This window comes from Streptomyces sp. NPDC002054 (assembly GCF_040296685.1).
Classification (GTDB): Bacteria; Actinomycetota; Actinomycetes; order Streptomycetales; family Streptomycetaceae; genus Streptomyces.
Genome location: NZ_JBEOXT010000008.1, coordinates 158197 through 181033 on the forward strand (window position 1 = coordinate 158197; position 22837 = coordinate 181033).

General features: G+C 73.6%; 21 protein-coding genes and 1 pseudogene. 6 read left to right on the top strand and 16 right to left on the bottom strand.

The window, feature by feature from the left end:
• Positions 1 to 35 precede the first annotated feature (35 nt).
• Together ABT123_RS09970 and fusA are read right to left on the bottom strand one after the other, a co-directional pair.
• Positions 36 to 386 (bottom strand): hypothetical protein, encoded by a 351-nt coding sequence (locus ABT123_RS09970; protein ID WP_351311619.1) that lies wholly within the window; start codon positions 384 to 386, stop codon positions 36 to 38.
• Between the two features lie 129 nt (positions 387 to 515).
• Positions 516 to 2573 carry an elongation factor G gene (gene fusA / locus ABT123_RS09975; protein WP_351311621.1) on the bottom strand — a complete coding sequence of 686 codons (2058 nt, stop codon included), beginning with the start codon at positions 2571 to 2573 and terminating at the stop codon, positions 516 to 518.
• 382 nt (positions 2574 to 2955) lie between these two features.
• Here fusA and ABT123_RS09980 point away from each other — a divergent pair, with 382 nt between their 5' ends.
• Complete coding sequence (locus ABT123_RS09980; RefSeq protein WP_351311623.1) at positions 2956 to 4386, top strand: DUF1906 domain-containing protein; 1431 nt, start codon at positions 2956 to 2958, stop codon at positions 4384 to 4386.
• Positions 4387 to 4389: 3 nt separating this feature from the next.
• On the opposite strand, the gene ABT123_RS09985 is transcribed toward ABT123_RS09980, so the two are convergent.
• Together ABT123_RS09985 and ABT123_RS09990 are read right to left on the bottom strand one after the other, a co-directional pair.
• Entirely contained in the window at positions 4390 to 4890 is a 501-nt protein-coding gene (locus ABT123_RS09985) for a pyridoxamine 5'-phosphate oxidase family protein (protein WP_351311625.1), read from the bottom strand.
• A gap of 61 nt (positions 4891 to 4951) precedes the next feature.
• Entirely contained in the window at positions 4952 to 5527 is a 576-nt protein-coding gene (locus tag ABT123_RS09990; RefSeq protein ID WP_351311627.1) for a PadR family transcriptional regulator, read from the bottom strand.
• Between the two features lie 50 nt (positions 5528 to 5577).
• On the opposite strand from ABT123_RS09990, the gene ABT123_RS09995 reads away from it, so the two are divergent.
• Positions 5578 to 6360, top strand: coding sequence for an SDR family NAD(P)-dependent oxidoreductase (locus ABT123_RS09995; protein WP_502970917.1), 783 nt, complete (start codon positions 5578 to 5580; stop codon positions 6358 to 6360).
• A 33-nt stretch (positions 6361 to 6393) separates the two neighbouring features.
• Here ABT123_RS09995 and ABT123_RS10000 read toward each other — a convergent pair whose 3' ends face one another.
• From ABT123_RS10000 to ABT123_RS10035, 8 genes are read right to left on the bottom strand one after another with little or no spacing between them, the layout of a single operon-like run.
• Positions 6394 to 7389: a metallopeptidase TldD-related protein gene (locus ABT123_RS10000; RefSeq protein WP_351311629.1), complete on the bottom strand. Its 996-nt coding sequence runs from the start codon at positions 7387 to 7389 to the stop codon at positions 6394 to 6396.
• A gap of 2 nt (positions 7390 to 7391) precedes the next feature.
• Entirely contained in the window at positions 7392 to 8447 is a 1056-nt protein-coding gene (locus tag ABT123_RS10005) for an aKG-HExxH-type peptide beta-hydroxylase (protein WP_351311631.1), read from the bottom strand.
• Positions 8444 to 9235: a JmjC domain-containing protein gene (locus tag ABT123_RS10010; protein ID WP_351311633.1), complete on the bottom strand. Its 792-nt coding sequence runs from the start codon at positions 9233 to 9235 to the stop codon at positions 8444 to 8446. The genes ABT123_RS10005 and ABT123_RS10010 overlap by 4 nt, the downstream gene beginning before the upstream one ends.
• Positions 9232 to 9999: a hypothetical protein gene (locus tag ABT123_RS10015; RefSeq protein WP_351311635.1), complete on the bottom strand. Its 768-nt coding sequence runs from the start codon at positions 9997 to 9999 to the stop codon at positions 9232 to 9234. Before ABT123_RS10015 ends, ABT123_RS10010 begins: the two co-directional genes overlap by 4 nt.
• Positions 9989 to 10966 (bottom strand): multinuclear nonheme iron-dependent oxidase, encoded by a 978-nt coding sequence (locus tag ABT123_RS10020; protein WP_351311637.1) that lies wholly within the window; start codon positions 10964 to 10966, stop codon positions 9989 to 9991. The genes ABT123_RS10015 and ABT123_RS10020 overlap by 11 nt, the downstream gene beginning before the upstream one ends.
• Positions 10966 to 12876: a B12-binding domain-containing radical SAM protein gene (locus ABT123_RS10025; protein ID WP_351311639.1), complete on the bottom strand. Its 1911-nt coding sequence runs from the start codon at positions 12874 to 12876 to the stop codon at positions 10966 to 10968. The genes ABT123_RS10020 and ABT123_RS10025 overlap by 1 nt, the downstream gene beginning before the upstream one ends.
• Positions 12873 to 14120 (bottom strand): tetratricopeptide repeat protein, encoded by a 1248-nt coding sequence (locus ABT123_RS10030; protein WP_351311641.1) that lies wholly within the window; start codon positions 14118 to 14120, stop codon positions 12873 to 12875. The genes ABT123_RS10025 and ABT123_RS10030 overlap by 4 nt, the downstream gene beginning before the upstream one ends.
• Positions 14104 to 15504: an MFS transporter gene (locus tag ABT123_RS10035; protein WP_351311643.1), complete on the bottom strand. Its 1401-nt coding sequence runs from the start codon at positions 15502 to 15504 to the stop codon at positions 14104 to 14106. Before ABT123_RS10035 ends, ABT123_RS10030 begins: the two co-directional genes overlap by 17 nt.
• Positions 15505 to 16056: 552 nt before the next feature.
• On the opposite strand from ABT123_RS10035, the gene ABT123_RS10040 reads away from it, so the two are divergent.
• Complete coding sequence (locus ABT123_RS10040) at positions 16057 to 16416, top strand: hypothetical protein (protein ID WP_351311645.1); 360 nt, start codon at positions 16057 to 16059, stop codon at positions 16414 to 16416.
• A 136-nt stretch (positions 16417 to 16552) separates the two neighbouring features.
• On the top strand, positions 16553 to 17080 hold the full coding sequence (locus ABT123_RS10045; protein WP_351311647.1) for a GtrA family protein: 528 nt from the start codon (positions 16553 to 16555) through the stop codon (positions 17078 to 17080).
• A gap of 4 nt (positions 17081 to 17084) precedes the next feature.
• On the opposite strand, the gene ABT123_RS10050 is transcribed toward ABT123_RS10045, so the two are convergent.
• From ABT123_RS10050 to ABT123_RS10065, 4 genes and pseudogenes are all read right to left on the bottom strand, one after another.
• Complete coding sequence (locus ABT123_RS10050; protein WP_351311649.1) at positions 17085 to 17840, bottom strand: class I SAM-dependent methyltransferase; 756 nt, start codon at positions 17838 to 17840, stop codon at positions 17085 to 17087.
• A 44-nt stretch (positions 17841 to 17884) separates the two neighbouring features.
• Positions 17885 to 19098: pseudogene (locus tag ABT123_RS10055) on the bottom strand (glycosyltransferase).
• Positions 19099 to 19191: 93 nt separating this feature from the next.
• On the bottom strand, positions 19192 to 20178 hold the full coding sequence (locus ABT123_RS10060; RefSeq protein WP_351311651.1) for an acyl-CoA dehydrogenase family protein: 987 nt from the start codon (positions 20176 to 20178) through the stop codon (positions 19192 to 19194).
• Positions 20178 to 21323, bottom strand: a complete 1146-nt coding sequence (locus ABT123_RS10065; RefSeq protein ID WP_351311653.1) for an acyl-CoA dehydrogenase family protein — start codon at positions 21321 to 21323, stop codon at positions 20178 to 20180. The genes ABT123_RS10060 and ABT123_RS10065 overlap by 1 nt, the downstream gene beginning before the upstream one ends.
• Before the next feature lie 90 nt (positions 21324 to 21413).
• Here ABT123_RS10065 and ABT123_RS10070 point away from each other — a divergent pair, with 90 nt between their 5' ends.
• Positions 21414 to 22196: an SDR family oxidoreductase gene (locus ABT123_RS10070; RefSeq protein WP_351311655.1), complete on the top strand. Its 783-nt coding sequence runs from the start codon at positions 21414 to 21416 to the stop codon at positions 22194 to 22196.
• Between the two features lie 12 nt (positions 22197 to 22208).
• Positions 22209 to 22823, top strand: a complete 615-nt coding sequence (locus ABT123_RS10075; protein WP_351311657.1) for a TetR/AcrR family transcriptional regulator — start codon at positions 22209 to 22211, stop codon at positions 22821 to 22823.
• Positions 22824 to 22837 lie beyond the last annotated feature (14 nt).

Sequence of the window (22837 nt, forward strand, 5' to 3'; positions counted from 1 at the left end):
GGGGTGGCGGGCGCCGTGGCGTTGGCGGCCGGGTGTCAGTCCCCCTGGACGAGCCAGGCCGCGATGGCGAGGGTGAACAGCAGCGCGCTGGCGGCGTGCGCGTAGACCAGGGCGATGAAGCTGCCGGCGCCGCCCAGGGCGATGCTGCGGACGCGGCCCTCCGGGGTGCGGGGCGGGATCCAGGATCCGGCGAGCAGGCCGAGCGGCAGCGCGTAGGGCAGGAGCAGCCAGAGCGGGCCGCCGGACAGGATGCTCGAGCGGTAGGTGTACGCGCCGCCGAGCAGGGCCAGGAGCGTGAACAGCAGCGGGAGCAGGAACCACGGGGTGCCCGCGCCGGCCGGTGCGTACGGGCCTGCGGTGGGCTGGGGCGGCGGGGTCGCGTTCATGACCCCATTCGACCGGCCGGACCGCCCGGCGCGCGTGCGCTGGAGTACTCATCCCGCCTGTGCGGATACTCAGTGCCTCCGCCACGGCGCCCACCCGGAAGAGGGCGGGCGCCGTGGCAGATGGCTGGGCTAGCCGGTCAGGACCGTCGTGGCGATCGAGGGCGGGACCGGGGCCAGGGGGGCCGGGCGGGTGGTGAAGGTGCCTCGGCCCTGGGTACGGCCGCGGAGCCGGGACGCGTAGCCGAAGAGCTCGGCCAGCGGCACGGCCGCCGTGACCACCGCGGTGCCGGACTGCGTGCGGGACGCGGAGACCCGCCCGCGGCGGGCCGCGAGATCGCCCAGGACGCCGCCCACCGCATCGTCCGGCACGGTGACCGTGACCTCCGCGACCGGCTCCAGCAGCTCCAGCGCGCTCGCGCGCAGCGCGTCCCGCAGCCCGAACCGGCCCGCCGCGCGGAACGCCATCTCCGAGGAGTCCTTGGAGTGGGTCGCCCCGTCGGTGAGCGTGACCCGCAGCCCCGTCACCGGGTAGCCGCCCAGCGGGCCCGCCCCGAGGGCGTCCCGGCAGCCGGCTTCGACCGCGCGGACGAACTCCTGCGGCACCCGGCCACCGGTGACCGTCGAACGGAACACGAATCCCGCCTCCTCTCCTTCTCCGGCCGGCTCGACGTCCAGCACGATGTGGGCGAACTGGCCCGAGCCGCCGTCCTGTTTGACATGCCGGTGGACGAAGCCGGTCACCCCGCGCACCACGGTCTCCCGGTAGGAGACCTGCGGCCGGCCGACGACGACCTCCACACCCTGCCCGCGGCGGATCTTCTCCACCGCGACCTCCAGATGGAGTTCGCCCATCCCCGACAGCACCGTCTGCCCGGTCTCCGCATCCGACCGCACCACCAGGGAGGGGTCCTCCTCCACCAGCCGCGCCAGCGCCGAGGCCAGCCGGCCGGTGTCGGTACTGCGCAGGGCCTCGACCGCCACCGACACCACCGGCTCGGCCACCGTCGGCGGTTCGAGGAGCAGCGGAGCCGACGGCGCGCACAGCGTCGTCCCGGCCCGGGCCGACTTCAGCCCGATCACGGCGACGATGTCACCGGCCACCGCCTCCTCCCGTTCCTCGTGCCGGTCCGCCTGCACCCGCAGGATCCGGCCGATCCGTTCCGTCCGGCCCGTGCCCGGGTCCAGTACCGACTCGCCCTTGCGGACCGTGCCCGCGTACACCCGGAGATAGGTGAGCCGTCCCGTCGCCGTTGCCGTCACCTTGAACGCCAGCGCCGTGAACGGCTCCGCCGGGTCGGCGGGCCGCGTGCCACGCACCGGCGGCAGGTCCGCCGGCGACGGCAGGTACGCCAGCACCGCGTCCAGCAGCGGTTCGACGCCCCGGTTCCGGTACGCCGAGCCGCACAGCACCACCACGCCGTCGCCGGAGAGGGTCAGGTCGCGCAGGGCCGTGGCCAGGGTGTGCCCGGTGAGCTCCGAGGCCGCGCAGAACTCCTCCAGCGCCGCCGGATGGAGTTCGGCCACCGCCTCCTCCAGCTGCCGGCGCCGTCGCTCCGCCTCCGCACGCAGCTCCTCGGGCACCGGGCCCGTCTCGTACGTGTCGGCGCCCGCCGGCCAGTGCAGTGCCCGCATCTCCAGCAGGTCCACCACGCCGGTGAAACCGTCCTCCCGCCCGATGGGCAGCTGCACCACCAGCGGGACGGCGCCCAGCCGGTCCCGGATCGAGGCGACCGCCGTGTCGAGGTCGGCACCGGCCCGGTCCAGCTTGTTCACGAACGCGATCCGCGGCACCCCGTACCGGTCGGCCTGCCGCCACACCGATTCGCTCTGCGGCTCGACCCCCGCGACGCCGTCGAACACGGCGACCGCCCCGTCCAGGACCCGCAGGGACCGCTCCACCTCGTCGGCGAAGTCGACATGGCCCGGCGTGTCGATCAGGTTGACCCGGTGTCCGCCCCAGGCGCAGCTCACGGCCGCGGCGAAGATGGTGATGCCGCGGTCGCGTTCCTGGGAGTCGAAGTCGGTGACGGTCGTCCCGTTCTGGACCTCGCCCCGTTTGTGGATGGTGCCGGTGGCGAACAGGATCCGCTCGGTGAGGGTGGTCTTGCCGGCGTCGACGTGGGCAAGGATGCCGAGGTTCCGGACAAGGGTGGTGGGGTTGGTGAGGTTGGTGGGGTTGGTGCGCATGGCCCAGGGCCTTTCGGACGAGAAGAGAAAGCGGCAGCGCGATTCCCGGCCGGCAGGCGACAGCAGCACTCAGGCGTGCGTCACCTCAGGTCACGGGCATGCGGTGTCGGGCGCGCAGCGGACACCGCGCGCCGCGGGACACTCGGATCACGTCGTACCGGGCAGGGGGAACGAAGGCGGCAGTGCGCTGACGGCACATCACCCTGGCTCCCCTCTCTCGTCCTTCTCGGTATTCGGCTTGGCGAGTGTAGGAAGCCGGACCGGTCCGGGGCACCTGATTTTTCCGACGCGCAGGCACTCGCCGCACCCGTGCGGGTGACGCACGAGAAAGGCCTCCGGGAGGCGCAGTTGAGCGGGCACACGGTCTGGTACCTACAGGTCCATGCTGTCTCGGATTCTGCTGAGTTCCCTGGTCGGGGCCATGACCCTGGCCTCCGCCGCCCTCGCCCCGTCCGCCGCGGCCCCGGCCCCCGCCGCCCCGCCCGAGGGGGAGCGGACCGTGTCCTACCAGGGGATGCGGCTCACCGTCCCCGGCCACTGGCGGATCGTCGACCTCGACCGCACCCCCGACACCTGCCTGCGCCTGGACGTGCCGAGCCTCTACCTCGGGCCGGCCGGCAGCCAACGCGACTGCTCCGGCCGGGCGGTGGCCGCCCGCGCCGACACCCTGCACCTGGAACCCCTCCGGGGCGCCCCCGAGCGCGCCGACATCCCCACCGTGACCGTTCCCCTGGGCACCGCGCTGCCCGCCGCCGCGCCGCCGGGCGGCAGCAACGAGATCCGGTACGCGCTGCGCCAGGCCGGCCTCATGGCCACCGTCTCGTACGGGGACACGCCCGCGGCAGCCCGCCGGGTGATGGCGGGCGCACGGACCGGCGCCGCCCGACGGCCCGTCGTACCGCCCGTCACGCCCGCGGTCCGGGTCGACGTGGAAGCCCAGGCCCCCTACCGCGGCGAGGGCTTCGACGCCTGCACCGCGCCCGCCCAGAGCACCATGGACGCCTGGTTCAAGGAGTCCCCCTTCAGAGCCATCGGCGTCTACATCGGCGGTCCGGCCCGGGCCTGCGCCCAGCCGAAGCTGACCGCCGACTGGGTACGGCAGCAGGCGGACACCGGCTGGCACCTGATGCCGATCTGGGTCGGCCCGCAGCCCTGGCACAACGGCAGCACCGGCCTGTCCACCTCGCCCAGCACCGCTGCGGAGCAGGGCCGGACCGCCGCCGACGGGGCCGTGGCGGCTGCCCGCCGGCTGGGCCTGGCCGAGGGCACCATCCTCTACAACGACGTCGAGAGCTACACCGACCGCGCCACCTGGGACGCCCCCGTGGTGTCCTACCTGGTCGCCTGGACGGAACAACTGCACCAGCTGGGCTACCGCTCCGGCGCCTACGTGTCGGCGAGCTCCGGGGTGAAGGCCCTCAGCCGCCACCACGACCAGGCGCCCGGCTCGATGCCCGACGTGCTGTGGGCGGCGGCCTGGAACCGGTCGGCCTCGGTGACCGACGCCGACATGGGGCTGCCGGCCGGCACCGCCCAGTGGGTCGGCGGCCGGCGCGCCCACCAGTTCCGGGGCGACCACAACGCGACCTACGGCGGGATCACCATCAACATCGACCGCAACTGGCTCGACGTGGCCCTGACCGGCGCGCTCGAAGAGGACCCGGCCGTAGACCCCGCGCCGGACCCGGATTCCGATTCCGATTCCGACTCCGATGCCGATGACGATGCCGACGTCGACACCGGTTCCGACTCCGACTCAGATTCCGACGCGGACTCGGATTCCGACGTGGACGCCGGTTCCGACGACGACTGACCGTCAGTCCTCCCGCGGCGGCTCGTCGTCGTTGCCCCGGCGCAGGGTGCGCAGCCCGCGCGCCGGGGTCCAGGCCCGGATCACCAGGTCATCGCCGTCGACCCCGATGTGGACCACCTCCGTCAGCTCCGTGCGGAACAGGTGGAACGGATGCTCAGTGCCCGTCTCCTCCGCGAACCGGTGCTGCTCCGGCGGGTCGACGACCTCGATGGCCCGGCCGGAGATCCGGACGTCACCGTCCGGCATGGTCTCGCCCGCCCCCGGGTTGGTGTGCAGCGCGAACCGCGGATCGCGCTGCAGGTCCTTCGCCTTCCGGGAGTCCGGCATCATCCCGAGCCACAGCTCGCCACCCCGGAACTCGGTGTTCAGGCCGGCCACCCGGGGCGATCCGTCCTTGCGGAGGGTGGCGAGGACATGGTGGGGGTACTGCGCGAAGCGGGCCCGTACCGTCGCCGCGAACTCGGGTTCCGCCTGCTCGAACGCTGCCCAGTTGTTCGTCGTCATACGGGTATCCAAGCTCAGGTTCACCCGATACCGGGGCGGCGCGCCGCCGCTCCCGGCGCGCCTACGGGAGCGGGCCCAGCTCCTCGATGTCGGACAGCATGCCGGCCGCCAGATCGCGCTCGGAGGCGTAGTACCGCTCCGCCCACTTGAGGGTGAGCGCCGGGTACGCCCAGGCCGCCTCCCCCTGGGCCGCCTCCGCGTCGGCCACCGCCCGGAGCCGCATCGATTCCGCGAACTCCTGGTGCTGCAACAGGACTTCGCGCATCTGCTCCGGCTCCAGCAGATGGCCCAGCCAGAGCCGGAGCATCGGCCCGTGCTTGAGCACCGGCGGATCGACCGGGGCCTCGCGGGCCCATTCCCGTACGGCGGCCAGGCCTTCGGGGGTGATCCGGTACACCCGCTTGTCGCGGCTGCCGGTCTCCTGGGCGACCATCCGGGACGAGGCGTAGCCGGCCTGTTCCAGGCGCTTGAGCTCGCTGTAGATCTGGCTGAAGGACGGGCTCCAGTAGAAGAACCGCAGGGACCGGTCCGACCATTTCTTCAGGTCGTAGCCGGAGAGCTCCTCCCCGAAGGAGAGCAGCCCGAGCACCGCCCAGCTGGTCGCGGGGAGGGTGCGCCTGTTCGTCTCTTCTGCCACGCGGCGAAGTCTACGACCGGTCCCCGGCGGCCCCCTTCCCCCTGACGGATATGCCTGCTAGAAGTATTCCTATTCGGAGTAGAGCCGAGGAGGGTCGACCCGTGACTGCGTCACTCGACGGCAAGGTGGTCCTGATCACCGGCGCCGGCCGCGGCCAGGGCGCGGCCGAGGCCCGGCTCTGCGCGGCGGCCGGGGCCCGGGTCGTCGTCACCGACGTACGCGAGGAGGAGGGCCGGGCCGTCGCGGCCGAACTCGGCGGCCAGGGATTGTTCCTCCGCCACGACGTGGCCGATCCGGCGAGCTGGGACAGCACCGTCCGGGCGGCCGTGGACGCCTTCGGTACGGTCTCCGCCCTGGTCAACAATGCCGCCCTGTGGCACACCGCGCACGTGGAGGAGCAGAGCCCGGAGGGCTTCGAGCTGCTGTTCCGGGTCAACCTGCTCGGCCCCTTCCTCGGCATCCGGGCCGTGGCCCCGGTGCTGCGGACCGCCGGCGGCGGCTCGATCGTCAACATCTCCTCCACCGCCGGCCTGGTCGGCATCCCGGGCCACGCGGCCTACGGCTCCACCAAGTTCGGGCTGCGCGGCCTGACCCGCTCGGCGGCACTGGACCTGGGCGGGGACAAGATCCGGGTCAACTCGGTGCACCCGGGGGCGATCGACACCCCGATGGTGGCCGGGGCGGTGGCCGGCCGGGACTGGTCGCATCTGCCGCTGGCCCGGATGGGCCGCCCCGAGGAGGTCGGCGAGCTGGTGCTCTTCCTCTGCTCGGACGCCTCCTCGTACATCACCGGCGCCGAGTTCACGGTGGACGGAGGGATGACCACCGCATGAGCCGGCCCGGCCCGGCGAGCCCGCCCGCCCCGCTCAGCCCGCCCGGGTCAGCTGGTCCAACGGCCGCAGCACACAGCGGTCCAGCAGCAGTGAAGGGCTGATCAGGGTCGAGCCGACCTCGTGCCCCTCCTTGACGCAGGTGTACGGGGAGCTGTGCACCACCGGGTCGCTGCCGATCGCCGAGACCCGGGCCGCCAGCGCGGACTTCCGCGCGCAGACCACCGCCGGCCCGCGCACCTCGTCCGTGAGCCGGCCCCCCTCGACCCGGCGCACCCACAGCAGTTCCAGTATCACCAGCCCCCGCACCGACCAGCCGCCCACCGGGGTGCCCAGCAGCCAGCCCCCGCCCATCCGCCGCAGCAGCTCGGCCGGCGGATGCGGCCCCGGGGCGACCTCCAGCACGCTGCACCGGGGCAGCGCGGCACCCGCCCGGCCCCGCCCGTGGCCGGTGCTCCGGCCGCCGCTCAGCCGCCGCGTCGCCCGATGCGTCAGCAGCCCCGTCCACCGGCCGTCCGTCAGCAGGGTGACCGGGCGGGCCAGGGTGCCCTCGTCGTCGTGCCGGTAGCTGCCCGCATACGGGCGGGCGCCCGGCCGGTCCCGGACCGTCAGGGGGGCCGCGGTCCACCGGTCGCCCAGCCGCCGGTCCGCCCCGGCCGCCTGCGCGGCCAGGTAGTTGTCCGCCTCGCTGGTGTGCCCGAAGCACTCGTGGACGAAGACCCCGGCCGCGGCCGGCGAGAGCAGGGCCGCCCCGGCCAGCGGCCGGTCCACCGGCACCCGGTGCGCCAGCAGCTCCCGGTCCCTCCGTAACTGCTGTATCCCCTGCGCGAGTTCACGCGCCACAAAGCCGCCGTCATAGGCCGCCACCCCCCACTGCGGGGTGTGGCCGTGCCGGGCCGGACCCAGCCGAATGTGCACCCGTATCAGACCGTCGGCCCGCTCCCGCCGCGCTATCGAGGCCGCCGGGCCGAACACCCCGGCCGCCTCCCGCAGCCCCGCTGCCAGCAGGTCGACCGTATTTCGGTCAGCCACGCTCAGTCGCCGCTCAGCCGGCCGATCGCGGCCCGGCAGCCGGCCAGCAGCCGCTCCCCGGCAGGAGTCGGCTCGGCCACCTCCAGCAGGTTCTTCTCCGCGGCCCGCAGCTGCTCCACCTTCTGCAGCCGGTACCGCTCCAGCCGGTCGAGCTCCACCGGATCCCGCTCCACCGCCTGGTGCCGCCAGGCCGCGTACGCATCGTTGATGAAGGACAGGATGCCGTGCAGGATGTGCCCCAGCGGTCGCTCCGCATCGACGAACGGCGAATGGTGGGTGGCCTTCGGGTTCCGCACCAGCGCCACACAGTCCAGCACCCCGCTGAACCTCTGGTGGGTCCCCTCGTGCACCAGCGTCTGGGCGAGCATGTACGCCGGACGCTCGCTGGTCAGCACCAGCCCGCGCAGCCCGTGCACACTGAAGTTCAGCGGCTTCAGCCCCCGGTGGTTGCCCAGCGCGGCGAACCCCCGGATGTCCCGCGCGGCCAGCGCCAGCCCCTCCGGCCACTGGGCCGCCAGCAGCTCCGCCGCCGCCTGCAGCCGGGCCGCGAACGCCCGGGCCCGGGCCGCATCCAGCCGGACCGGCCACTCGTCGCCCTCCGCAACCCAGTCCAGCAACACCGAACCTCCGGCGAGCCCCTCCCCGGTCACCACCGGCGCCGGCCCGCCCGGCGAGCCCAGCCGCACCACGGCCGGAGCCGCTGCCGGGTCGTACGCCAGACAGTCCGCCAGCACCCGCAGCAGCCGCGCCGGGTCCACCGAGCGCGCCTCGGCCCGCCACACCCAGCCCGTCACCTCGGGCCGCAGCGCCCAGGACAGGGCGGCATCCACATCCATGGCGTCCAGCAGCTCCCGCACCCGGGACAGCGCCGGATCCGCCCGGTGCTCCCCGTCCAGCCGCTGCACCGCCCGCAGCACCCGCACCAGGTACTGCCGGGCCACCACCCGGTTCAGCTGCTCATTGGCCGCCACCGCCGCCGCGTCCTCGGCCAGCACGATCAGCGCCAGATCCGGCAGCCCCGCCGCAGACCGGTCCGCCGCCAGGTCCTTCACCCTCATACCCGTCCCCTCCCGTCCGCCGTCCCATCCGCCGTCACGTCCCGCAGTGCCCGTACCAGCGCCTCCTCCAGCCGCTGCGCGTCCTGCGGACCCGCGGCCCCGGCCGGCGGCAGCGGCTCCCACCACGGCTGCTCCTCCGACAGCCGGCGCAGCAGTGGCCGCAGGTACCGGGTCAGGGCGCTCTCCGCATTGCAGGAGAAGGACACGCTGACCGAGCCCGCCGCCGTATCCCCCTGGACGCCTTCGTGCGGGGCGAACACCGGCAGGTACAGCACGTCGCCGGGCTCCAGCCGGACCCGGAACGGCTCCTCGGGCAGCCGCCCCGAGGGCACGAACCCCTTCACGTCCAGCATCCGCTTGCGCTGCCGGTCCGGGGAGGTGTGCTCCGGCAGTCCGACCAGCCAGTCCTTCGCACCCCGCTGCTGCACCACGAAGTTGTCGCTGTGGTCGAAATGGCAGCCGATGCCCGCACCCCCGCCCCGGGTCACCGACAGGTCGGCGGTGCACTCCCGCCACCCGAACCGGCCCGCCAGCACCGCACAGGCCGCATCGAGCGCGGGCAGCACGTGCTGCGCCTGGTTGACGAACAGCACCTGCCCGTCCGCCCGCCGCCGCACCTCCGCCCCTTCCGGCTCCTCCTCCGCCAGCCGCTCCTCCAGCGCCGCGATCCGGTCCCAGTCCAGGGCGGGGGAGAGGAACTCGCTCCCGCAGCCCCGCCACACCACCGGCCACCGGCGCCAGAAGGTCTCGTAGAACTCACCGATGTCCAGTACGGTCCGCTCGCTCATCGCAGCCCCCAGTTCCGCAGCCGTGCCTCCAGGGATTCCCGGACCTTCGGCGCGAGTGACTCCGCCCGGCCCGCCAGGACGGCGACCAGCGCGTCGAACACCGGCCGGGTGCCCCGCCCGACCACACAGCGGCCCGGTGCCGCCAGGTAGAGGGTCGGCTCCAGCGACCAGTCGGCGGGCGCCTCCGCGTACTCCCGGAAGGCGCACTGCACCCCGCCGTACGAGGCGAACCCGGCCAGCCCCACCGCGAAGGTCGCCTCCGCCCCGGTGGCCACCGCCTGGGCCACCCCCACCGCCGCCTCGTGGTGCACCAGCGGTTCCACCCCGGACAGCGGCGGCGCGGAACCGGCGACGAACCGGTGGAAGCACTCCGGCAGCAGCCGTCCCCGCCCGGCCGGCGAGAACGGCACGTCCCGGAACTCCCGGAACTCCGGCGAGGCCACGAACAGTTCGGCCACCTCGTTCGTCGTCCGCCCGGTCCGCTCGCGGATCACCTCCAGCGACCGGGCGAAGCCCCGGGCCAGCCCCGGGCCGGTCCCGGTGCCGCCGCTGACCACCTTGGACCGGATGTTCCGCCCCACCAGGGCCAGTTCCCGGACGTCCACCCGGGCGAAGGCGGCGACCAGCTCCGGGTCCAGACCCAGCCGCGGATCGGCCGGCCCGTGCTCGATGAATGCGGTCCGGACGGCGCTGTCGTACAGCAGCCGGTCCAGTACCTGCAGAATCCGGTCGTGGTCATCGTGGTCATGTGGGTCAGCGGACACCGGCACGGGCCTCCTCCTGCCACGCACGGACCAGCGCGAAGAGCCGCTCGGCGTTCGGCCGCGACTTCGGCACCAGCTCGCCCGCCGCATCGAAGTTCGGGTCCTCGTAGGTGACCCCGGTCAGGCGGGGCATCCGCGGCAGCAGATGGGCCAGCAGGGTCAGCTGCTCGTCGAGGAGCACCCCGTGGTGCAGGTCCCGGAACCGGCCGTCGACGATCTGGCAGCCCGACAGGTGCACCTCGTGGCACCGGTCCAGCGGCAGCGCCTCCAGCCCCTCGAACATGCGCTCTCCGGTCCGCCCCATCAGCCACTGGTAGGCGAGGATGTGCCCGATGTCGATGGTGGCGAGGGCGCCGGTCTCGCGGATCACCGTGTCGAAGAAGGCGAACGCGTCCATGGTCCCGACGAGGAAGCTGCCGCCCTCGGTGAACCCGGGGAACTCCACCGACAGCGGGGCGTCCAGCCGCCGCACCCACTCCCCGACATGGCCGATGCACCGCCGCAGCCCCTCGGCCGTCAGCACCGGAGGCATCGGATACGGCAGACTGCGCCCGCCCAGCGACCAGATGCCCAGGTCCTCGATGACCCAGCGGAACCCGTAGCGCTCGATCAGCGCATTGGTGAACTCCGCGACCGCGGCCTTCCCGTACTCCTCCGGGCTGCCCGTGTTCAGCATCGTGTGGTGGAAGGCGCGCGGCCGGTCCGCCCCGAACAGGCCGAACAGCCGGTCGTAGGCGGGGAAATAGCGTTCCGGCTCCAGCGGGCCGTAGTCGATGGGCTGGAAGGCGACGAACATGTAGTCGTAGTCCCGCGCGTGCCGGCCGAGGAAGGCCGCCACCTGGTCCGTGGGCCGGCCCTCGCCGGACTTCTCGAAGCCGATCCGCTCGCCCCACACCAGGTCCATACCCAGGCCGAGACCGAGCCTCTCCGTCCGCTCCGGTCGTCCCGTATCCGCTGCCGCTTCCATCAGATGCCCCCTTCCACTACTTCCAGCAGGCGTTTCTCCACCATCCGGGACAGCCACCGGCGGGCCCCCGGTCCGTCTCCGGTCAGCCGCCCGTCCCCGGCCCGCGCCACCCCCGGCGGCAGCGCGGCCATCCGCGGCCACGCCAGATCCGCCAGGAACCACTGCGCCCGTACGACGTCCAGCGCGACCCCGAACCGCGGCCGGACCGGCACACCCGCAGCCACCAGGGCGTCCGCCGGGGCGGACCCGGCCACCGCCTCCGGCCGCTGCACCAGGTCGGGCCGGCTCGACCGCTCCGCGTCGGGCACGGCCTCCACCCCCATCCGCAGCAGCCGCTGCCGGGCCTCCTCGGTGGCCTCCAGGTCCAGCAGGGCACCGCCGACCCGCCCGGCGGCGAAGGCCAGCCCCTCGTTGGTGATCAGGTACTCGTCCCCGGCACCCTCGGCGTACTCCGCGTGCGCCCGCCGGCTCTCCCACAGGTGGCTGCCCGGCTCGGCGACCAGCAGCTGCATCGTGTCCAGGCCCATGTCCTCCGGATGCCGCCGGATGACCGCCACGGTGTCCCGGTGCCCCTGTTCGGCCTCCGGATGCGGAAAGCCGTCCATGAACGACAGGTTGGTGGTGATCCCCGCCGCGGTCAGATTGGCCACCGCCCGCTCGGCGTGCCGGGCGTCCTGGCCCTTGCGCAGTGAGTCGAGGATGCCCTGCGCGTCGGTCTCGTACCCCGCCGACATCTGTACGCACCCCAGGGCGTACAGCCGCTCGCAGAACGCGGGGTCGGCCAGCTCCGGTTCGAGCCGGGCCCGGACCCGGAAGGTCAGCGCCGCGCCGCGGTCGCGGACCGCGCGCATCACCCGCATCAGATGCCGCAGGCCCGTGTTCTCGTCGGTGACCGCCACATCGGTGATCCCCAGCCGGGCGGCCAGTTCGACCAGATGGCCGGCCGCCACCTCCGGGGAGACCTGCTGGAAGGCCCGGGCGTCGTGGTAGCGGTTGCCGTACGAGCAGAAGGTGCACTTGCCCCAGAAGCAGCCGACGGTCAGCCGGTAGGGGAACTGGTGGGCCTGGTTGCTGTAGTCGGCGAAGTCGAACTGGCCGAAGTCCGGCATGGGCTGCTCGTTCAGCACGAAGCCGTCCGCGAGGCCGGGCTCCGCAATGGGGGAGTCCGGACCGTCGAGGATCCGTCCGAGGTAGTCCTCGCCGTGGCCCAGGCACCAGTGGTCCACGTGCCGGGCCGCCGCCACGGTGCGGCGCAGCATCCGCGCCCACATCTGTACGGTCGGCCCGCCGACCATGATCCGCAGGTCCGGGCGCTGCCCCTTGAGCAGGGTGCACAGGGCGAGGGTGGGCACCAGCTGGCTGAAGAAGGGGATGGAGAAGGCCAGTACCCGGGGCCGGTGCCGGTCCAGCAGCTCCGCCAGCCGCGCCGCGCCCCAGCGCGCCGACCAGCCGGTGCTGCCGGCCTCGACGAGCCGGTCCATCCGGGACAGCGGGAAGGGGCCGGGCACCATCCAGCCGTCCTCGGTGGCCTGCTGGGTGACGTACCGGACGACGGCACGGATGGCCACCTCCTGGTCGAAGCCGGAGGTCCGGTCGCGGGACCGGTCGAGCAGCCGCTGGCCGTGGTCCTCCCGGTAGCGCTCGCTGATCCGGCGGAAGGCCTCCTTGGCGGAGCCGGAGCCGGAACCGGAGCCGGGGCCGGCCGGTGGCAGCGCCTCGACGGCCGACCGCCGGCGGAGCACCGCGGTGCGGTACTCCAGGTTCAGGTCGCGGCAGACCGGCCGGTAGCCGCGGGCGCTCCAGGCGGCGGCGAGCTGGGGCAGGGCGAGGTAGGGGAACTGCACGGCCTCGCTCACCGGCGGCATCACCAGCAGCACGTCACTGCCGTGACCCGGGCCGCTGGCGCTCATACCGGCTCCCCAGGCGGTATTCCGGGCGCGGGCCCGGTCAGCCGGTCCAGCAGGGCCAGACGGCCGGCCGCCTCGGTCGCGGTCGCGGTGTCCCCGCACTGCCGCGCGAGCACGTGCAGGGTGCGCCACACCCCGGCCCGCAGCGGCAACTCCTTGGCCAGGCCCTGCAGTTCGGCGAGGGCCGCACTGCTGCCGTCCAGCCGCGCGGTGGCCCGTACCGCCATGATCCGGGCATGCATCGCGAGGGTGTCCCGGCCGTCAACGGCGATCGCCTCGCGCAGCCAGTCCCGGGCCGTGCGGTGGCCGCCCCGGGCGTAGTGGGCTATCCCGATCTTGTACGCGAGCCAGCTCGACCGGTATCCGCCGGCCGCGGCCCGCCCGTAGTACTCCTCCGCCCCGCCCGGGTCCTCGGCGGCGAGCGCCAGCCCGCGCAGGGCCACGGTCACTCCGGCGGCCTCCGGCGGCCCGCCGGGCCCGGCCGCCGGGCCCTCCGGCAGCGGTCCGCCCCGGTGGACGGTCAGCAGCAGGTCCTCCGGCCACGGAGTCGACGGCAGGAAGGAGGAGGCGCGGGCGTTCAGGCCGAGGCGGGCGGCGACATCGGTGCCGACCCGGCGGAACTCCTGCGGCAGGAAACCCGATCGGGTGGACCAGGTCATCGCCGACAGCTCACCGCCGCAGACGGCGACCAGCGCGGCCAGCTCCGCCACCGAGTGGTCGGCCCGCCCGTGCTCGTCCATCAGCCAGTCCAGGTCGATGTCCGCCACCACGTCCCCGGTGACATGCGCCGCCAGATGCCGGGGCAGCAGATCGGGGGGCACCACGGCCAGCCGTACCCCGCACAGCCGCACGGTCAGACAGCAGTCCGTGGTGTGCGGGAAGACCGGGGCGCCCCCGGTGGCGATCAGAGAGACGGAGTCCACCGCGGTCCGCGCCCAGCCCTCGTGGGAGGTCCAGCTGGGCACCCAGACGAGGTCGGTGAGACCGCCCGCGATTGCCGCGGCCGACCAGAAGTCGTCCAGCCCGAATGCGCCGGGCACCCCGCGCACCGGAAGCCTCCGCAGCAGACCGGCCGGGTCCCCGCCGTCCGCGACGGCCCGCAGCAGGGCGGCCTCGCCGCCCGGGGCGAGCGGTTTGAGGTCGAGGTGGCGGTCGAAGCACACGACGGTGCGGTCCCGGTAGCGGCCCTCCGGCCAGAGGGCGGCCACCTCGCCGTGTTCCTCGAACAGGTCAACGTGTCCCGGCATTCTCGCCCTGTTCCGCGGGATCGGCCCGGCCGGGCCCCCGCTGGTCCGGGACTCCGTCGCCGGCCGCCGGGGCGGACCCCGAGGTGAAGCGCCGGGCGTCCTTGCTGAGCATCGTCAGAACGGTGGTCACGATCACCAGCCCGCCGGCCCACAGCATGATCGCTTCGACCTCGAAGAACCGCAGCAGGGCCGCGCCCAGCAGCTGGCCGAGGGGGAGGGAGGCGAAGGAGAAGAAGAAGTCGGCGGAGAAGGCCCGGCCGTGCAGCCGCTCCGGCACCTCCCGGCGCAGGCCGGCCATCTTCACCACGTCGAAGGCCTGTTGGCCGACCCCGCCTACCACGAACGCGGCCATCAGCAGCAGCACCGACCCGGTCAGTACGGGCGCCAGGGCGGTCAGGCCGAACAGGGCGAGCAGCGCCAGCGCGACCAGGCCGCGCCGGCTGCCGCGGATCCGGCCGCCGAGGAAGGCCCCGGTGACGGTGCCGGCGGCGAAGGAGCCGAGGACGAGGGCGTAGACGGTGGCGGAGTGCTGCCGCTCGATGATGAGCACCGGCAGGGCGACCATCCAGGGGCCGACGGCGAGCAGGACGTGGACGACGGCCAGCACCTGGACGTAGCGCAGCCAGCGGATCCGCCAGAGCACGCCCAGTCCGCCGAGCGCGGACCGCAACAGCGGCTCGTCGCCTTCCTGTTCGCCGCCCTCTGCGCTGTCCGCGCCCTGCTCCGTGGTGGCCTTCTCCTCGGCCCGCCGGGCGGCGCTGTACCGGCCGCCGGCCCAGCGGGTGGCCGCGGCGGAGAGGCCGAAGGCGAGGGCGGCGGCCAGGGCGCCCACGGAGGGGCTGAACAGGGCGATCAGCGCGGCGGCGAAGGTCGGGCCGACGATGCCGGAGAGGTTCCGCATACCTTCGAGCAGCCCGTAGGCGGCGGTGATCCGGCTCTCCTCGGCGGCTTCCGCTTCCGCCGAGCGGGGGTGGGGGTCCGGGTTGTGGGGAAGGATGCGGGGGGCGATGACGAGCAGGGCCGGCTCGCTGACCGCCTCGCAGAGTCCGATGACCACGGCCACGGCCAGGACCAGTGCGTCCAGGTTCCCGTCCCAGAACAAAGCCAGCGCGATCAGCGCGCCCACCCGGGTCGCATCAGCGCTCACCGCGGCGATGACCGGATCAATACGGTCCAGCACGGCGCCGCTGAACAACACCACGCCACCGAGCGCAAGGAATCGCGCGGCAAATGCGGCGCCGATCGTTTCCGCCGGAGTTCCCGCCTGCGCAGCGGAAACCACCACGATAATCGGGAAAAGTGCATCGCCGAGCAGGGAAACCGCCTGCCCGAAACAAAGCGCTGCGAACCGCCGGTGGCCGAGCAGCTGAAGATATATTCTCACCGGGAACGGGAAGCCTTTCGGGTGAGGCGGCGCACCTCCGGCCCCGGGTGGCGAACCGCACCGGGGCCGGCGATGATCGGGTCAGTTCTTGAAGCGGAACGCGTGGAAGGCCACGCCCTCGTCCAGGTCCTCGGCCTCGAGAACTTCCAGGCTGTCGAGGGACTCGATGTCGTCGATGATGGTCTGTTCGTTCACGGACTCGCCCATAATTCCTCCAATAAGGAAGAGAGAACCGATAAGCGGATGCCTATCGCATGTGAGCGGTAGTGAGTCTATTGAGGCCGCTTCGCGGCGGTAAGGGCGCAATTCAAGTTGGCCGGAACGAAGCCTGGCGGATGCCTGGTGGTGCAAAGTGCAACTTTTGCCCACCGGGCTGACCTGGTTCAACGTCCGGTGAAATAGAGCGTCCGGATTCCGGGGATGCCCCGCTGGCCGGATCTGTTTCCGGGGGCGCACGCGAGTGTCCGAATCGAGCTCCCCCTGACCGCCCCCGCGGCGCCCCCGCAAAACCGGCTGGCCCGGCCACCCCGGCGCCACCTAGGCTCGCGCCCCATGATCACCACGACCACCCAGCCCACCACGACCCTCTGGCGCCCCACCGGTCCCGTCGAGCTGGACCTGGTCCGCGAGCTCGACTGGCGGGCCTGGCCGCCCCGGCTCCCCGAGCAGCCGATCTTCTACCCGGTCCTCAACGAGGACTACGCGATCCGCATCGCCCGCGACTGGAACGTCAAGCACGACGGCGCGGGCTTCGTGACCCGCTTCGAGGTGGACTCCGCCTTTGTCTCCCGCTATCCGGTCCAGCAGGCCGGCGGGCGGACGATCCTCGAGCTGTGGGTGCCGGCGGAGGAGTTGGGCGAGTTCAACGCGCACATCGTCGGCCGGATCGAGCTCGTCCACGAGTTTCGCTGACCTGCACGTTTGCGACCCCGGCAGCATCATGGCGCCACCAGAAACCAGGTGGTGCCACATTTGGCTCGCCATGGCGCCATGCGTGTGCCATGATGGCGCCATGGGGAATGCGGGAGTCGTCGACGGGGGTCGGATCATGGAGACAGCACAGAGCCGGGAGCAGGTGGCACCCGGCGCCTTCACCGCCTTCGCCCGGTTCGTGCTCTGCGGCGGCGGTGTGGGGCTCGCCTCCAGCTTCGCCGTGGCGGCCCTGGCCTCCTGGATCCCCTGGGTCCTGGCCAACGCCGTGATCACCGTGGTCTCCACGGTCCTGGCCACCGAGCTGCACGCCCGCTTCACCTTTGGCGCGGGCGGGCGCGCCACCTGGCGCCAGCACGCCCAGTCGGCCGGGTCCGCGGCAGCCGCGTACGCGGTCACCTGCGCGGCGATGTTCGTCCTGCAGCAGCTGGTGGCGGCACCCGGCGCGGTGCTCCAGCAGGTCGTCTACCTGTCCGCCTCCGCACTCGCCGGCGTCGCACGGTTCGTGGTGCTGCGCCTGGTCGTCTTCGCACGCAACCGCGGCGCGCAGACCGCGACCACCCCCCACACCACCCGCCCCGTGCCCACCCCCCTGACCCGCACCCCCGCCCCGGCCGGCCCCGCCGCACTCTGCTGCGCCGCCTGACCGCCTAGTCCGGCCGGCGGACGGCGATCCGCAGGACCACCGAGTACTGCTCCTCGACCTCGCCGGAGGGGAACCGGGCGGCCAGCACCGCCCGTTCCGCCGCGAGGAACTCCTCGCCCTCGGGGCCCACGGTCAGGAACAGCGAGTGCGTGGACAGCTTGGCCAGGTGGGTGCCGATCGGGATGCGACGGGACCAGGTGAGGGTGTGGTCGGTGAAGCCGAGGCCGAGATCGGTGCCGGGCACGCTGTGGTCGGCGATGTACCAGCCCTCGCCGAAGCGGGCCGTCAGCCGGTCGTTCTGCTCCGCGATCCACGGCACCGACACGTCCGGTTCGTTCCAGAACAGCGCGAGCGCGCCGCCGGGGCACAGCACCCGGGCCGCCTCCGGGACGGACCGGGCCGGGTCGGTCCAGTGGAAGGACTGCGCGTACGTCAGGAAGTCCAGCGAACCGGCCCGCAACGGCAGCCGGTTGCCGTCACCCCGCACCACCGGCACGCCGGGCAGCCGCCGCCGGAACTCCAGCGCCATGCCCTCGCCGGGCTCGATCCCCAGCACCCGGGCCCCGCGGTCCCGCAGCTGGGCGGTGGCGATGCCGGTGCCGGCGCCGACATCGGCGATACGGGCCTCGCGCAGCGATCGTCCGGACACCTTCTCCAGGGTGTCGAAGAGGGCCGCGGGGTAGGGAGGCCGGTAGGTGCCGTAGCGGCCGGCGGCCTGGCTGAAGGACCGGGCGCGGATCTCGCTGGAGGGCCTCGTCATCCCCCCATCCTGCCTTCCCCTCAGGCCGCCGGAGTAGTACGCCTCTACCGGTCGGCGGCGTCGAGCAGCAGCCGCGCCGCAACCTCCGCCCCGTCGGTGCGGATGGTGCCGGCCACGGCGGCTGCCCGGGCCCGGGTCCCGGGGGCCAGGGCCGTCCCGAGGGCGGCCGACAGGGACCCGGCGGTCGGGGTCGGGCCGTCGTGGGCCGCGCCGAGGCCCAGGCCGACCACCCGGCCGGCCCAGTACGGCTGGTCCGCCCCCTGGGGCACCACCACCTGCGGCACACCGGCCGCGGTGGCGGTGGCCGTCGTGCCCGCGCTGCCGTGGTGCACCACGGCAGCCGTCCGGCGGAACAGCGCCTGGTGGTTGACCTCGCCCACGGCGAAGCAGTCCTCGGCGTCGTCGATCGGGGCCAGGCCGGCCCAGCCGCGGGAGACGACCACGCGGCAGCCCTGCCCGCGGACCGCCTCGACGGCCGCCCGGGCGACGACGTCCGGGGCGCCCACGAGCGTGCTGCCGAAGCCCACGTACACCGGCGGCGGGCCGGCGTCCAGGAACGCCGCCAGCCCGGCCGGCAGCGGGCGGTCGTCCGGCAGGACCCACGCACCGGTCTGCACCACGCCGAGGTCCGTCGGCCGCCACGGGTCCAGGACCGGGTCCGTGGCCAGCCACGGGCGGTCGGTGAAGGCGTAGTCGCGGACCTCGTCCACCGGCGGCAGGCCGGCCGTCGCCCGCCGGGTGTTGAGCATCTCGCCGAACATCTCGTTCGCGATCCGGGCGTCCAGGTCCCACAGCGCCCGGTTGTCGGTCATCTCAGGTGGCAGCGGCCGGCCCCGCCGCGCGGGCGGCCGGCGGTACGGCGACGGCAGACTGACCGGCTGGTGGCTCACATGCACGTAGCGGATGCCCAGCTTCTCGGCCACCGAACGCGCGCCGGCCGTGACCGGCAACGGGCCGGTCGCCACCAGCGCATCACACCCCTCGGCCACCGCGGCGACCGTGTCGAACTGCGCGGCCGTCAACTCGGCCGCACGCTGCGCCAGACCCACCGCCGACCCCGGCGTCACCGAGGTCACCAGCGGGCGTACCGGCCGGTCGGCACCATCGCCCCGCCCACCTCGGCCAGCCGCTCCGCGAACTCCTCGTCCGGCGGCGCGCACACCCGCACCTCCGCGCCGAGTTCCCGCAGCCGCACCGCGAGTCCCACCATCGGTTCGACGCTCCCGCGCGACCCGTAGACCGACACCGCCACACGCATCCCGCGACTTCCCGTTCTCGTGACCGCCGACCGCCGACCGCCGACCGCCGACCGCCGACCGCCGACCGCCGACCGCCGACCGCCGACCGCCGATCACCGGCCGCGGGGCAATCCAAGCAGGAGTTCGGCGCGGCAGGCCGAAGGGGTGCCCCAGGCGTCGCGGAGGGGGCGGGCCTTGCGGAGCCAGAGGGAGAGGTCCAGTTCCTCCGTGTAGCCCACCGCGCCGTGCAGTTGCAGTGCCGTGGCCGCCGCCCGGTACGCCGCCCCGCCCGCCGCCAGCTTCGCCGCCGCCACATCCCCCCGGTCCAGGCGCAGCGCCCCCGCCCACACCAGCGGCCTGGCGAACTCCAGGCCCAGCAGGGTGTCCGCCAGCCGGTGCTTCACCGCCTGGAAGCCGCCGACGGGCGCGCCGAACTGGGTGCGCTGCTTCACGTAGTCGACCGTACGCGTCAGCAGCGCCTCCCCGACTCCCAGGCACTGCGCGGCGGTCAGCAGCCTGGCCCAGCACAGCGCGGCCCCGGCCGCGGCGAGCACCCGCGGCCCGGCCGCCAGCAGTTCGCCCCCGGCCGGCAGGACCGACAGCCGCCGGGCCGGGTCCGTCGAGGGCAGCACCGGCCCGGGGCCCGGCGACAGCCGGAGTTCGTCACCCCAGACCGCGAACCGGAACCCGGCCGCCTCCGCGTCCAGTGCGTACGGGCCGCCGCCCGGCAGGGTCAGCGTGGCCACCGCCTCGCCCGCCGCCAGGGCCGGCAGGAACCGCGCGGCCAGCACATCGTCACCCAGCTCCGCGATCAGCACGGCCGCCGCCGCGGTCTCCACCACCGGCCCCGGCATCCCGGCCCGGCCCAGTTCCACAAAGGCCAGGGCCAGTTCCACCGGGAGCGGGCCGAGCCCCTCGTACGCCTCGGGCACCGGCAGGGCGAACAGCCCGGTGCCGGCCAGCTTCCGCCACACCTCCAGCCCCGGCGCCGGTTCGCCGGCGGCCCAGGAGCGGACCGCCGCCGGCAGGTCGGCGGCGCCGAGCAGCCGGTGCAGCGTACGGGCGAACTCGGCCTGTTCCCCGGTCGGCAGGAAGCGCATCAGCGGCGGCCCTTCGGAAGGCCGAGCAGCCGCTCGGCGATGATGTCGCGCTGGATCTCGTTCGTCCCGGCGTAGATCGGCCCGGCCAGGGAGAAGATCCACGGCTCGGCCCACTCCCCGTCGGCCCGTTCGGCCTCCGGGCCGAGCAGGTCCAGGGCCGTCTCGTGGAGCGCGATGTCGTACTCCGACCAGAACACCTTGTTCAGGCTGGACTCCGCGCCGATCACCTCCCCCGCCGCGAAGCGGGAGGCGTTCGCCCAGGTGAACAGCTCGTAGGCGCGGGCCCCGGCCACCGCGTCGGCGACCCGGTCGCGCAGCGCGGTGTCTGCGGGGTCGGCGGTGGCCCGCCAGAGCGCGGCCAGCCGGTCCGCCGCCGCCAGGAACCGCCCTGGGGAGCGCAGGGTCAGCCCCCGTTCGTTGCCGGTGGTGGACATGGCGATCCGCCAGCCCTGGCCCGGTTCCCCGATCACGTCCTCGTCCGGGACGAACACCTCGTCGAGGAAGAGCTCGGCGAAGGCCGGCTTGCCGTCGAGCCGGCCGATGGGCCGGACCGTCACCCCGGGCGCCCGCAGGTCGAACATCAGGTAGGTGAGCCCCTGGTGGGGCCGGGCGGCTTCGGGGTCGGTGCGGAAGAGGCCGAAGGCGCGGTCGGCGAAGGCGGCCCGGGAGGACCAGGTCTTCTGCCCGGACAGCAGCCAGCCGCCCTCGGTCCGTACCGCCTTCGAGGTCAGGGAGGCGAGGTCGGAGCCGGCCTCCGGCTCCGACCAGGCCTGCGCCCAGATGACCTCGCCGCTCGCCATGGACGGCAGCACCCGGGCCCGCTGCTCCGGGGTGCCGTGGTCGAAGAGGGTCGGGGCGAGCAGGTTGATGCCGTTCTGGGAGACCCGGCCGGGGGCCCCGGCCGCGTAGTACTCCTCCTCGAACAGCAGCCAGCCGAAGATGTCCGCGCCCCGGCCACCGTACTCGGCCGGCCAGGACACCACCGACCAGCGGCCGGCATACAGCTCCGCCTCCCACGCGCGGTGCGCCGCGAAGCCCTCCGCCGTCTCCAGCGAGGGCAGCGGGGCGGCCGGGACGTGCGCGCGCAGCCAGTCCCGGGCCTGTGCCCGCAGGGCCTCGGCCGCCGGTGTGTGGGTCAGGTCCATCGGATGTTCCTTCCCTAACAAGTGTTAGGTAGGTTAACGTACGGCCATGAGCAGCGTCGAGGAGTTCCGCACCCACCAGGAGGCACGGGCGTGAACGAGCCGGACTACATCCCCGGACACGGCCTGCTGCGCGACCGGTCGGCCGTCATCACCGCGGCAGCCGGCGCCGGCATCGGCGGCGCCACCGCCCGCCGCTTCCTGGAAGAAGGCGCCCGGATCGTCATCAGTGACGCGCACGCCCGCCGGCTGAAGGAGACCGAGCAGGCCCTCGCCGCCGAGTTCGGCGCCGGCCGGATCACCGCCCTGCCCTGCGACGTCACCGACGAGGACCAGGTCCAGGCCCTGTTCGCGCTGGCCGAGCAGACCCACGGAGCCCTCGACATCGTGGTCAACAACGCCGGACTCGGCGGGACCGCCGCCCTCGTCGACATGACCGACGAACAGTGGTCCAGGGTCCTCGACGTCACCCTGAACGGCACCTTCCGCTGCACCCGCGCCGCCCTGCGCTCCTTCCGGCGGACCGGCACCGGCGGGGTCGTCGTCAACAACGCCTCCGTCATCGGCTGGCGGGCCCAGACCGGCCAGGCGCACTACGCCGCCGCCAAGGCCGGGGTGATGGCCCTCACCCGCTGCGCGGCCCTGGAGGCCGCCGAGTTGGGCGTCCGCATCAACGCGGTCGCGCCCAGCCTGGCCATGCACCCGCACCTGGTGAAGGTCACCAGCGCGGAACTGCTGGAACAACTCACGGCCCGTGAGGCCTTCGGCCGGTACGCCGAACCCTGGGAGGTCGCCAACGTGATCGTCTTCCTCGCCAGCGGCTACTCCTCGTACATGACCGGCGAGACCGTCTCCGTCAGCAGCCAGCACGCCTAGCACAATGGCCGGGTGCCAACGAACAAGAAGAAGCCCCAGGTGACCGCCTCGCCCGAGCGGCGGCGGGAACTCCTCGACACCGCCGCCGAGGTGTTCGCCGCGCAGGGCTACAACGCCACCACCGTCCGCAAGATCGCCGACGCGGCCGGCATGCTGGCCGGCAGTCTCTACTACCACTTCGATTCCAAGGAATCGATGCTCGACGAGATCCTCTCCGCCTTCCTGAACGAACTGTGGGAGGGCTACGACTCGGTGCTCGAAGCCGGGCTCGGCCCCAGGGAGACCATCGAGGCCCTCGTCACCGAATCCTTCCGGGAGATCGACCGGCACCGCGCCGCCGTCGCCATCTACCAGAAGGAATCCCGCACCCTGTCCTCGCAGCCCCGCTTCCACTACCTCTCCGACTCTCAGGTCAAGTTCGAGAAGGCCTGGCTGGGGACGCTGGAGCGCGGGGTCGCCGCCAAGGTCTTCCGGGCCGACCTGGACATCCGCCTCACCTACCGCTTCGTGCGCGACACGGTGTGGGTCGCGGCCTCCTGGTACCGGCCGGGCGGACAGCACAGCCCCGAGGAGATCGCCCGCCAGTACCTGTCGATGGTGCTGGACGGCATCGCCGTACGTACCTGACCCGTGAAGGAGCA